Annotated in this window: 10 protein-coding genes and 1 riboswitch; of the genes, 3 read left to right on the forward strand and 7 right to left on the reverse strand. The window is 45.1% G+C overall.

Annotated features, from left to right (window positions below; genetic code table 11):
• The first annotated feature begins 535 nt into the window (after positions 1 to 535).
• Positions 536 to 1,003: a hypothetical protein gene (locus AC5YB3_RS07215; protein ID WP_107948877.1), complete on the forward strand. Its 468-nt coding sequence runs from the start codon at positions 536 to 538 to the stop codon at positions 1,001 to 1,003.
• A 145-nt stretch (positions 1,004 to 1,148) separates the two neighbouring features.
• On the forward strand, positions 1,149 to 1,616 hold the full coding sequence (locus AC5YB3_RS07220) for a hypothetical protein (protein ID WP_107948879.1): 468 nt from the start codon (positions 1,149 to 1,151) through the stop codon (positions 1,614 to 1,616).
• 826 nt (positions 1,617 to 2,442) lie between these two features.
• Here AC5YB3_RS07220 and AC5YB3_RS07225 read toward each other — a convergent pair.
• The 3 genes from AC5YB3_RS07225 to gbpA all read right to left on the reverse strand — a co-directional run bounded on the left by AC5YB3_RS07225 (position 2,443) and on the right by gbpA (position 8,081).
• Positions 2,443 to 4,599 carry a S46 family peptidase gene (locus tag AC5YB3_RS07225; protein WP_494526856.1) on the reverse strand — a complete coding sequence of 719 codons (2,157 nt, stop codon included), beginning with the start codon at positions 4,597 to 4,599 and terminating at the stop codon, positions 2,443 to 2,445.
• A gap of 295 nt (positions 4,600 to 4,894) precedes the next feature.
• Positions 4,895 to 6,070, reverse strand: coding sequence for an aromatic amino acid transport family protein (locus AC5YB3_RS07230; RefSeq protein WP_494527171.1), 1,176 nt, complete (start codon positions 6,068 to 6,070; stop codon positions 4,895 to 4,897).
• Positions 6,071 to 6,635: 565 nt separating this feature from the next.
• Positions 6,636 to 8,081: an N-acetylglucosamine-binding protein GbpA gene (gene gbpA / locus AC5YB3_RS07235; protein WP_494526857.1), complete on the reverse strand. Its 1,446-nt coding sequence runs from the start codon at positions 8,079 to 8,081 to the stop codon at positions 6,636 to 6,638.
• A 122-nt stretch (positions 8,082 to 8,203) separates the two neighbouring features.
• Positions 8,204 to 8,303: riboswitch (cyclic di-GMP riboswitch) on the reverse strand.
• 411 nt (positions 8,304 to 8,714) lie between these two features.
• On the opposite strand from gbpA, the gene AC5YB3_RS07240 reads away from it, so the two are divergent.
• Positions 8,715 to 9,269 (forward strand): TMEM165/GDT1 family protein, encoded by a 555-nt coding sequence (locus tag AC5YB3_RS07240; protein WP_006080423.1) that lies wholly within the window; start codon positions 8,715 to 8,717, stop codon positions 9,267 to 9,269.
• 406 nt (positions 9,270 to 9,675) lie between these two features.
• Here the strand turns inward: AC5YB3_RS07240 and katB are convergent, their stop codons facing one another.
• From katB to AC5YB3_RS07260, 4 genes are all read right to left on the reverse strand, one after another.
• Complete coding sequence (katB, locus tag AC5YB3_RS07245) at positions 9,676 to 11,151, reverse strand: catalase KatB (RefSeq protein WP_494526858.1); 1,476 nt, start codon at positions 11,149 to 11,151, stop codon at positions 9,676 to 9,678.
• A gap of 339 nt (positions 11,152 to 11,490) precedes the next feature.
• The gene (locus AC5YB3_RS07250) at positions 11,491 to 11,733 is read right to left on the reverse strand and encodes a YgjV family protein (protein ID WP_006080419.1); all 243 of its coding nucleotides are present in this window, start codon (positions 11,731 to 11,733) and stop codon (positions 11,491 to 11,493) included.
• Between the two features lie 101 nt (positions 11,734 to 11,834).
• Complete coding sequence (locus AC5YB3_RS07255; protein WP_006080418.1) at positions 11,835 to 12,272, reverse strand: PaaI family thioesterase; 438 nt, start codon at positions 12,270 to 12,272, stop codon at positions 11,835 to 11,837.
• Between the two features lie 105 nt (positions 12,273 to 12,377).
• Positions 12,378 to 12,833 (reverse strand): hypothetical protein, encoded by a 456-nt coding sequence (locus AC5YB3_RS07260; protein ID WP_172481140.1) that lies wholly within the window; start codon positions 12,831 to 12,833, stop codon positions 12,378 to 12,380.
• Positions 12,834 to 12,895 lie beyond the last annotated feature (62 nt).

A 12,895-nucleotide genomic window follows, 5' to 3' on the forward strand; every position in this document is an offset into this window, starting at 1 on the left:
CTGCCGCTAACGGTCACAGTTGCAACAATGCCAATCCTCACTAACCCTATCGCTGCTCGTTCAGCTAAAAAGCTATTGCCCCAAAGCTTGCCACGGTTCGAAGGTCAGCTCTTTGCTGTCTGATAATTTGAGATACATAAAGTAATGGGCACCCAAAAGTAAGACCTGACCATGAGGGATTACAAAAATCATTGCACTGAATCAGACTTGTCTAGTCTGGTTCACGCGTGAACGCGATCATTTTTCATGAGCGTCGGGCTAACCAATTTTTGCTCCAAAATCACTTAAGACAAATGTTCTGCGGCATTCTGCATAGCTAGGCTAATGCTATATCTAGAAACCACTTTAATCACACCTGAACTTAGATTTAATCTTCCAGCAATATTGGCCCTAATGAATACGCGCCAAGAGAAGCGAAAACACATTATCGTTTTATTGTTATTATTCAATGCCTTATATGTGTTAATGTTTGTGGTGGAATCTTTTTTGAGGTATGCTTCGAAAATAGAAACTTAAATATTTAGGATGGCATTTGATGATGGTTACTATAATTCATAAAGCACCAGCGGACACTGAAGTAGAAACGTCAGAGGGAAAAATCACCATTAATGATGGTGAAAATCCGCTAGATATTCGTCAGTGGATGGCTTTAAAGATACAGCCAGGAATCCTAAGAAGAATTAAAAATGGATATATTTCCATAAAAGATACAAGTGTAGAAGAGGAAGCTATTAAGGAATTTAAACGTTCTTTTTTTGAGCAGTTAAAGGCTGAAGGGTATTCTTTAGTAAAAAAAAAGTTGGAATGTAGTAGTTATAAAGACTATGAAAAACTATTTGTTGAACAATGGCTTTCAAGTATGGAGGATGCTGCTATAGGAAGAAAAGAACAACGTGAAATAGATAATTTTCGTATAAATAATAGTTCAAAAAAAATTACATTATTTATTGCTGTAATAACATTTATAGGGGTCATTATAAGTGCCATTACCATGAGGAGCTAAAATATATTGTACGATGTAAAATCTGATTTCGGCGTTAAAGGGCATGAGAAATCATCTTGTATTATATTGGTCAAAAATCATTGTTTTCGTAACTAAATTTTCCAAAAATCAGCTGGCAAATCACCCAATATTAAAGTGAGTGTTTATGAGTTCTGCATTTAGCTTAGAAGAAAATAAAGAAATGTTAGAACCATGGTTGTGTGTTATTGGTTTAATTACAGTTATGTGGTCAAGTGTGGAGAGAAAAATTGATGAGTGCGTAGTTATTATCAAGTCAACCAAAAGTAATGGCAAAAAGCTAATGAAGTTGGCTGACAAATTAAACTATATAAAAGAAAATTTACCAAAGGATATATCTTGTATATCAGACCTCGATGAGATAATTCGACTGACAAAAGGTACATCACAAGTTAGAGATATATGTGCCCATGGTGTGATTGAAAATTATGATGCCGATAAAATGAGCATAGGCAAAGTTCAAGGCCGATCTGAAGACTATCATGTGGAAATGTATACATTTGACAAAAATCAGTTGTCTTTGGCTGGTAATAACTTGAACTATGTATTTGAAACTTGGGAGCTCATTGCTTCTGACTTACATAAATTGTGTTGAAAAAAGCTAACTAATTCACGACTTAGTCCAGTGTTATAATGGTCAATTTGCCTATAAATCGTGCCCGTGAATCACTCTACACCAGACTGATTCACGCCAACCGCTAAAACCCGCTCTAGCGCCCCATTTACGGCTATTCTGGGGCGGTTTTTTCCCTTAAGATGAATCAAATCTCTAGAGAACTGATTCATGTCCCTGTTATGCCTATTCCGACTGGTTATATCGAGCATTGATTAGTTTGTAGCCAAACGAAGCATTACTAATAGAATAGCTAATCCGAATCTGGCTCATAAGGGTGAATTATCTAACAAGGTTTTGTCCCAAAGCTTGCTAGGTATCTCCTTCATACAGACTGGTTACACTAGTGCCCAAAAGGTGAGCAATGGTGATTGGCGAGACGACCGTCCGCCCCATGGACGGGGCGGTCGAGCATCCAAGGATGGACTTGCTGCGTGTCGACGAGTCAATGCCATGGCAAGCCTATATACGTGGATACCAACCAATGCTAGCCCACTAAAAACTAAAGATGCAGGTCCTCCGGCACTACTTTCCAACACATTTCAGCCCCCAAAATATGTTGCGTATATTTTTCAATCCACAAGTTACGCTAATGCTAAAAAGTTGAGCTAATGCCATGGCGCACCTATCAAAGCTGCAATCTCAATAGCTATCAGCAAGGCCTTGCATCAAAAAATAGCGATAAACCCAGTGAGTTTATCGCTATTTTATTGTCTTGTTATCGCTGCATTCAAAGAGCGCTAAATTGCGCTTGAATGCCAGTAATCCTAATAACGCTAGGCTGCATCATTGCTGATGCGGCAATGGATTACTTAACGATTTCCATCTCAGCTAATAGATTGTCGGCATGATCTAAATACTTCATTACCCACAACATATAGCGGCTATCCACTTGGATAGAACGGTTGATGTTATCGTCATATGCCCAGTCGCCGATAATGCTTTCATACACACCATCGAACAGCAGGCCGACTAATTCAGCGCGGCCGTTTAGGGTGGGTGAACCTGAGTTACCGCCGGTGGTGTCTAACGTCGACAGGAAGTTAACGGGTACAGAATCGATGGCTTTCACATAGAAATCACCGTATTGCTTCTGCTTGATCAGCTCTAACTCTTTTTTCGGCGCATCGAAAGGATCAACACCTGTGTCCTTTTGCACTATGCCTTCAAGGCGAGTGAATGGCACAGCCACTAAACCGTCTTTTGGCGAGTAGCCTTTCACATGACCCACAGTGACACGCAGGCTTGAGTTCGCATCGGCATACACTGGCTTACCTTGCTCAAGATTGTAAGCAATGATGGCATTCATGTACTGAGGACGCACTTTCATCAGCTCGCCATCCAGTTCTTTTTCTTTCTTTTCTTCAGCCATATCTGTGTCATACATAGCCACGGCGAATTGAATGAAAGGATCTTTAGAGGCTTTAAAATCGGCAACGGATTTATCCATCCACGCCAGACGCACGTCTTTTTTGCCTAACTCAGTTTTGGCGTACATTTTGTCTAAGATTTTCGAAAGCTTAGCTTCGCTGAACTTCTTATCGATACCAAAGACTTTATCCAATGCAGGTAGACGTTTGTCTTCTGGCAGTGCGGCGTAGCGTTTCAGCATATCGAACAACACGGCTTTATCGACGCTTGGCGCATAACGACGATCGATACGCTCCATGCTTGCTTTGAGGCGAGTCATATCACGTTCTTGGAAGCCAGGTTCACGCTGCATATCCGGCAGTTGTTTCTCGTTCGCTAAGCGATACAAGCTGCGCGCCGTTGGCAACATAGTCGTGCTACCAATGTAGCTTAAGATCATGTCACGCTCTTGATGCGCTTTACTCTTGGCAATTAACGCGTCTAATTTTGCTAAGGTTTTGCCGTATTTCTCTTCACGGCTGCTGTCTTTAGCGATCCACGCTGCAAGCTCAGCTTCGCGGGCTTTACGGTCCGCCAGCATGGTGGATTTGCCATAAAACTCGATCATCGAGGTGAAGTTTTTCGCGTAGTTTGCAAGGCCAGCAATTTGACTCTCGTACTTAATACGCTCGTCACTGCCCTCTGGCGCGGTATCTTTAATGATCTCAATAAAGCGCTCGCGCAATAACTTACCTTCTGGATAAGCCCACTCGAATTGATTTTGTACTTCATTGGCGGTGCGATATCGGTTGGTGCGACCTGGGTAGCCAGCCACCATGACAAAATCGCCATCGCTCACGCCTTTAGCCGATACTTTTAAGAAGCTTTTTGGCTCGTATGGCACGTTATCGCTACTAAAATCGGCAGGTTTGCCCGCTTTAGACACATAAGCGCGGTAGAAAGAAAAATCGCCGGTGTGACGTGGCCACATCCAGTTATCGACGTCGCCGCCGTATTTACCCACGCTAGCGGCTGGGTTATAGACTAAACGGACGTCGCGAATTTCCAGTTGTTTAACCAGATAATATTCAAGACCGCCGTGGAAGCTATACACTTGGCAACGGTAGCCGTCTTCTTTTTCACATTCAGCCACTAAGGCTTTTTCTTGGCTTTCAACGCCTTGATAGAAGTCACTGCCCATTTTGCCTTCAAGCCCGCCTTTAACGCGCTCAGTCACATTGGTCACATCTTCGGTCACGTACACACGTGAACCCGGTGTGGCAGGTAATTCATCGGCGAAGGTCTTAGCTAAAAAACCATCTTGCAGCAGGTTTTTTTCTGGGGTGGAGTTGTATTGAATCGCACCATAGGCACAGTGATGATTAGTGACCACCAAGCCTTTTGGCGATACGAATGACGCGGTACAGCCACCAAGGCTGATCACTGCGTTCATTGGGAATTCAGTGAGTTTTGAAATCGATTTTGCATCAATTTCTAGCCCTTTTGCTTTAAGCTCATCGGCCATAGCGGGCAGCTGATGGGGCTGCCACATACCTTCGTCAGCCTGAGCGCCAAAACTGGCGGCCACGGCAACTGTGAGTAACCATTTTTTCATTGTGTTAAGTCCGTTTTATGTGAATGAAGCCACGCGCAAGCTGGGCCATGTTCTCGTTTTAATCGTGTTGTTTTTATCTTAAGTCACTGTATTAAAACCCAGCATCACTCGCTTTAAAACCTAAAAAGCAAAAAGTCAGGCCGGGGCCTGACTTTATCACATCGGATACACTTTATAACAGACTCAGAAAAATTCGCTTACAAAGCAAATACATTCCATCAGCTACATTCCATCAAAGTTACCCCGCGGTGTTCGCTACAATGCTGACGCTAGCTGCGAGCTAAATACCAAGCCGTTAGATTGCAACAAATAGCTGGGCGCCCACAATCACAGCGCCTAACAAACCTGCCATCACTAAGCCCGCAGAACCACCCGACACTTGATAACCGCCCGGTTGTGTTTGGCGTTGACGCAATGCCATCACGATTGGCAAGAAGATGATCATCACCACCAATGGCACGGCTGCGAATCCCAGTACCGCCACAAAGCCTTCTGGCAGATACAGAGCACATAATACTGGCGGAATGAAGGTCAACAGCCAGGTCTGTATACGGCCGGCAAACGTCTCTTTAGCACGGGTTAACTCGGCGACAAAGTCATACAGGCTTAAGGTCACCCCGAGGAATGAGGTCACTAGGGCTAAATCGGCGAATAACGAAATACATTTGCTGATCCAAGGCGTATGGGCAATATCCTGCAATGCCGTCACCAATGACGGTAATGAACCTTCGAAACCACTCACTTCATAGCCGCCTACTGTGCCTAAGGTCACCAATAGCCAAAGCACATAACAAGCGAGTGGAATCGTCGAACCGATTAACAATACCTTACGCAGTGAAACTGCATCACCATCCAGATAACGCACTAAAGTGGCGATACAAACGTGGAAACCAAAAGAAGTAAACACTACTGGAATCGCCGCCATCCAACTGCTGGTCATAGACTCGGCAATCGCGCCCGTTGCCATGCTGGCAATACTGACTTCAGGCAGGAGAAATAACACCACAACCACCAGCAGTAAAATCATTAACGAAAACAGGAAGCGGGACACTTTATCGACCCAAGCCACACCGAGCGCCGCAAACCCACCCAGCACTAAGGTAAACAACAATACGGCGACTTGATTATCGAGTACGATATCGAACATGTTCTTCGCTTTAAGCACTAATAGCGATGACCCACCGGTTAGATAAGCCGCAGTCAAGGCAAATAATAAACTTAAGAAAGAAGCGCCTTGAATTATCTGGCCTTTTTTACCCAGCAATTTACCCGTAATGGCATGCACGTTATCACCTACGCCAGTGCGTAAGTTAATTTCGAGCATCAATAATGAGGTATAGGCAGATACGCCCCAAATAACGACGAGTAACACTAACGCTGGAATAATACCTAAAGCCGCGGTGGCTAAAGGTAAGGCTAACATGCCTGCGCCAATGGCCGTCCCGGCAACGATGGCGATCGAGCCTAACATTTTTGAATTCACACAATAGTCCTGTTCAATGATTAATTATTATTTTATTTGAGTAAGATTTGAACCGATAAAGCCTTGCGTCTTAAATCGAAATAAGCAACACATCACTTAAAGCAGCTTCAAAAAGCATCCAATCGGATCTCATTCCTGCAGATCAATTGGCCCCAATAGCTTTTGAATATTTCAACCCAGTAGCCATTGAGGCTAACTAAATCGGTTGCATAAAAGTGGCATGACTTTCAATTGTGATAATCCTAATAACAACATAGGTAAAATAGATAGTTTGGGACATTAACAGAGCCAAACCCAGTGGGCAAGCCAGTTGTGAACAAAGATAAGTCGCGCACTGTACGGTAACAACTTAATAGCGCTGTGGTAAACGAAAACATACAAGCCAACAAAATCGCTACCTTTGTTGGAAATACGTGGGATGCCGCATTGTGGTGAATCGAGGTAAAACGTATATTTTGACTGTCGCGAACGCGCTGAATATGGGCTTAAACATATTCGCTGTGTTTAAGCCCAATCACATCATGTTGGGAATCGATTAACTCAACATGTTAATTTACTGCTCAGTCCACGCCATCGTCCAAGAAGCGCCAACACCTGGCTCAAATCCTGTGGCAGAAGCCGACCACTGCATGCAATAGCCGCTATAGGGGAATGGCTTACATTGATACACTTTGCCATTTTTAGGCTGTAACACTGTGGTGCCCGCAACGTAACCTTTCACCCCTTCAGGGAAGACAAAATCCGCTTCCGGCGTTGGTGCTTGATCCTTTAAGAAGAGATCAAAGTTCTGCTGAATAACATCACCTTGTTTAGGCTCAGCTTTAACCTGCAAGTGATAATGTCCAGCTTTAGGCGCAACCACGTCTAACACTAAGCTCGCGCTGGTATTGTTAACGGTTTGGCTGACAAAACCGGCAGCCGTGCCATCGTGGCTAAACAAATACGCAGACACTAACATTTCAGCATTGCTGGTGACGTCAAAACGAACCTGCGCCGCGCCGTCGATAATTTGATAATCGTCGGCAAGTGAAGTGACTTCTAAGCTGTTGCCCGGTGCGGGCGCCAGATCAAATCCCACTTCGACACGCTCAATACCTGAAGTCGTCGCAGTAAAAATGTCGTTTTTGCCATACACAGGCTCAATCACACCTGATGCATTTTTTTGTCCCGCTTTTAACTGAGACTGCTGGGCATTAATCGCGCTCGCTAATAGGAAAGGCCAATTTTGTTTATCACCTTGAGTCGCATCGCTAATGGTAATGACTGTTTGTTTAGCCGGTTGCTCACCATTGGCATCGAACACTCGGGTCATCACTTTATCGCCCGCCTTGAGATCGAGTGACGGATTGATGTCGCCCACATCGAGCCATTCACCCGGTACGACGGGACCCGAATCTAAGTTCACATCGATAGCATTGTAGAAACTGTTGGTGGTATCACCCACTTCCCACACGGCTAGAATCACTTGATAACCGCTGCGACCTTCTGGCACATAACAGTCATGGGTCACTAACTTAGGCGGCTGCACCATGCCACCATCGACTACGCAGAATGGCGCTAAGTCAAAGCTCGCACGGCTTAAAGCTTGGTTTTGATTCCAATCTTGGCGAGTTAAATAATAACGCCAATTGCGGGTGACATGATTGGCAGTGAACTGCCAACTGAACTTATTCCAGCCCGCTTTAATATCTGTCTTTGACCAACGGCTGGGACTCTGTTCATCTAAAGGCGAGAAAGCACCATTACCCGCACTCGCCAGTTTGCCATCCGCAGGACCTGACTCAGGAAAACCCGATGGTCCTTCAACGCTTTGCGGTTCCCATTGCACCGCGCCACAGTTGGTATTATTGCCGGTTTTACAGGCATAGGAACGTGACTCTGGCGCCACAACATAACCGTGTGCCTGTACAGAAATACTCACAAATGTATTTGCCGCCATCACTGCGGCGGCCAATAAACTCAATTTAGAAACAGGGGAAAAAAAAGTAGGATTTGCCACTTTAATGCACTCCATTTGCACCCATCTTTGCCAGTATTGGCTTGGGCTTAGGTATAAAAGTGGTATTTGGGCAAACAACAGCATTAAACAGCAGTCGTTTATCTTTCACAGAAATCGAATTCTGCGGCAACTCCGCTATCTTAGTTCACTAAAAAATCCATTTACAACCTTAGACCGGAAGCTTTGCGTCCTAACTTTTCAATTAGTTTGCCAAATACGGTAGGTGTCATCGAATCACTACGAGTTAATAGTATGTAATCAAGTAGAAATGACTTGGCTAAATTAGCAACAAAAGACAACGCTGTCAAAAAATTAACCCATTTACATTCAGATAATTACAGAATGTTGCGCGGTATTTTTCTGACACCTGTCAAACATCCATTCGTGCCTACTGCGATAAACTCGTGCTTGAAACCGAAGTTCACTTAGGTATAATGCCCACCTCGCTTCGGGGGAGTAGCTAACTGGATTTCGAGCCATCGTCATCTAGGGTGAACATCAACATACTTGGCCACACGCCATGGTGTTCACAGCAAATCATCGATTTGCCCAGCAAGACCTGAGCACAATGACTGCACCTAGGGGTGGACGGTTTATTGTGCTTATGTCTTAACCACCCCTAAAGGATCACACTTGGAAGCCCTACTTGCATCAACCTTTACGGTTGCTATTGCCGAAATTGGCGATAAAACTCAATTACTTGCACTTATTCTCGCCGCAAGATTTAAAAATAAAACCGCCATTATTTTAGGCATTTTTCTGTCAACGTTATTCAACCATTTTGCCGCCGCGTGGATTGGCCAATGGGCGATTAACTGGGTCAGCCCAGATCTTGCCCGCTATTTAGTTGCCGCGTCATTCTTCGCGATAGCCCTTTGGGTGTTAATCCCAGATAAAGTCGATGCTGAAGAGAGCCGTTTCTATAAAATGGGCCCCTTCCTCGCCACCTTTATCCTGTTTTTCATCGCCGAGATGGGGGATAAAACGCAAATCGCAACGGTAGTGTTAGCTGCAAAATACGATTCATTAACTATGGTGGTTGCAGGTACAACCTTAGGCATGCTGCTTGCCAACGTACCTGTGGTGATCGCAGGCCATTTCAGCGCCGAAAAATTACCTATGTTGTGGATACACCGCGGCTGCGCCGTATTGTTCGCACTCTTAGGCGTTGTCACTCTGTTGTTCTAATACCAATCGTAATAAATATCTGTTCATTCAGCGGGAGTTCAACGCGCTTTGGACAAGGCGAAGGCTTGAAGGCATAGTGGTGCTCTGTCTAAAGCCTTAAACGCAGTATAAAGCGCGTTGCCATGCCGTTAACATCAGCCGCCCTTCGGGAGCAACACAGGCATCCCACTCCTGTGTTGCATTGACTTAAAAGGGAATAACCATTTCTGCGTCAATGCGCCTTGGATTGAAATGCCTGTGAGGCTCTGAACTGATTAGATATTTAATGTGATTGGTATAAATGCTTTAAAGCTTGAATTGCCGCAACAAAAAGGCCAGTGATAAACATCACTGGCCTTTCTACTTACGACGGTTTTATTGAGATAAACAGTGTCGACTTAGAAGCTTAACTTCTTAGAAACGCAGTTTATAATCCTAATGCCGTTCTAATACGTTGACCGTAATCCGCATCGGCTTGTTCGAAATGTGCCAGCATACGTTGCTGCACATCTAAGCTTGTTTGACTTAGTGAGCCTGAAATCGTTGCCACTAAGCGTGCTTTCTCCGCTTCTGAGAAAATACGATACAGATTACCCGCTTGGGTGTAGTCGTCTTGGTTATAACGGCTATAACGCGCCGCCTCGCCTTCTAAACGCAGTGGTGGCTCGGTAAAGTTTACCGGTTCAACCAGAGCATCCGCAGTGCTGTTCGGGCCATAGTTTGCCGTGGCATCGGCACCCGTTTGGCTGCCATGGTAAGGACATTGTGTGCCCGCCATAGCGCCCGCACGTTGATGGTGATTTGCCTTAGCGGCATGTGGGCAGTTCACCGGTAACTGGTTGTAGTTGGCACCAATGCGGTAACGCTGGGCATCAGCATAGGCAAATAAACGCGCTTGCAACATCTTGTCGGGTGAAGCTCCAACACCGGGAACCAAATTGCTGGGCGCCAATGCCACTTGCTCAACTTCGGCAAAGTAGTTTTGTGGCAGACGATTCAGCTCTAACACCCCAATCTCAAGCAATGGATAGTCGCTATGTGGCCAAACCTTAGTTAAATCAAATGGATTGATATGGTAAATATTGGCATCCGCCTCAGGCATGATCTGCACGTTAACAGTCCAACGCGGGAAATTGCCATCGGTAATCGCCACCACCATATCGCGCTGTGATGAATCGGGATCTATCCCCTTTAATTTATCAGCCTGTTCGTTGGTTAAGTTGACCACGCCTTGCTGGGACTTAAAGTGGAACTTCACCCAGAAACGCTCGCCCTTAGCATTCCACAACGAGAAAGTGTGTGAACCATAACCGTGCATTTGACGGTAGTTGGCCGGAATACCGCGATCCGACATCAAAATGGTCACTTGATGCATGGCTTCAGGGTTCAATGACCAAAAGTCCCACATGGCTTGTGGATCTTTTAAGTTTGTCTGGGGATTACGCTTTTGCGTATGGATAAAGTCTGGGAACTTAATCCCGTCACGCAAAAAGAAAGTCGGCGTATTATTACCCACAATATCGTGATTACCGCGAGCTGTATAGAAACGTAAACCAAAACCGCGTGGATCGCGCTCAGCATCGGCTGAACCCATTTCGCCACCTACGGTCGAGAAACGAATGAAGGTTTCAGTTTGCTTACCAACGCCATTGAAATGGTCGGCAATGGTGTAATCGCTTAAATCTTTGGTCAGAGTAAATGTGCCGTAAACACCGGTACCTTTGGCATGCACGATACGTTCAGGGATACGCTCACGGTTGAAATGGGCTAACTTTTCAATTAAATGCCAATCCTGTAATAGCAAAGGACCACGTTCACCCGCCGACAGTGAGTTTTGATCGTCGGCCACTGGGGCACCACTTTGGCTCGTTAAGTACTGACTTGTTTGATGTTGTTGACTCATGCCCTGCTCCTTAGTCTTGATTGCTGGTTAACCAGGTTTCAATTAAATCGTAAATGGTGGCCATGGTTTATCTCCTTGGCTGCGACGTGTTGTCGATGGAGCAAGAATAGATAATTACCAACAAAGAATAAAACGATTAAACTAGATTCATGCAATCTACAAAAAAGATTAGAAGCGAGATAGCAAAGTAGATAAACGATTGCGCGGACTCACAGCCAATGATTCGCTCACATCATTTAAGATGCGGTTGAAAACCAACATGGCTGCTCGCTGCGATGAAGCGGAGTGCTGTAAAGCAAAGTGCGGTACAAGCAAGCGGAGAAAGATGATGCGTTGCCATTAACTGGCGGGAGAGTCGGCTTCGCGGTAAAGCTTAACCAGATAATAAGTGTCAATCAGCACGATAAAAAAGTTCACTAAGGCAACAGGATAAGCCCCAATTGCCACGCCGTAGGCCACAAATAAAGCCGCGCCGATGAGATTCCACCAGCGCAGTTTTTTGATGTTCGACATCATCAGTGATATTGCGACGACCACAGACGCTAAATAACCAACCCATTCCCAAATTGTCGCGTTATCCATATCCAATCCTTATTTATATATTATTTAAATCAAACGATTGATACGCCATTCACCACAAGAAATAGGCCGGGCTATTGCACTTAGCACTTAGCATTTAGCATTTAGCGTTTAACGACAGCCGCCGTCATCCGTGAAATACAGGTCAGTTCACCGGCGCTGTTATGGATTAACACTTCCCATACAGAGCTGCGTTTTCCTAAATGAATAGGCTTAGCCGTGGCAGTTAATAGCCCATTACGGGAAGCCCGTAAGTGGTTAGCGTTAATTTCTTGACCGACACAATAGTACTGCTCAAAATCCACCGCGAAATTTGCCGCATAGCTAGCAACGGTTTCAGCAAGCGCGACATTCGCGCCGCCATGGACTATCCCCAAAGGGTTATGTACTGCTGGACTGGCTGGCATAGTTGCCTTCATGTAATCGTCGCCAATCTCACTGATCTCAATCCCTAAGGTCTGCATCAAGGTGCCTTTGCCGCCCATACCGGCATCTAAACGCGCGCAATCCTCTAACGTGACAGCTCTAAACCAAATACTCATTGCAACTTCCTAGTCAATAAAACCAATCAGCAGTTTACTGCGAAGTGGATGAAGTTCAACTAGTTTGCGCTAAGCCAGTCCCGTCAATCTCGGCAAAAATAAGACTCAAACTAACCATTGTTTAGTAACACTCAGCCGACTAAACCAGACGAGAAACAATCCCCAAATCACCACCACACTCGGCATGATTAACGCGTCAGCCCCCAGCACCACAGCCGCTTGTTGAATGCAAAACACATAGCTCATTTGCAACAAAACCGCGATAAGCGAGGCAACCAGCACTTTATAGGCAAGGGATTTTCGTAAAAACAACAATAGGCAGCCTAGAACGCCCGACACCACAGCAAAGCCAAATATCGCATCAACGAAAGCCGGCGTGGTTTCATAGAGTTTGATTTGATCTGGGCTCATTTGCGCCAAGGCATCCGGCGTCATGGTCATTTGGATCACAAAGGCCATCAGCCCCATGATATTCCACAATAAACTGAGCGTTGCGACAAAGTAAAACCACAGTGGCGCTTTCGCTTTAATGGTTTTCAGCGGATTTGAGACTGTATCCATACTCACTCCTAATAAAAACTGAAAAAAACAACTAAAAAAGGGATGGCGAACCATCCCTTCGT

Source organism: Shewanella sp. 1311 (assembly GCF_059338235.1).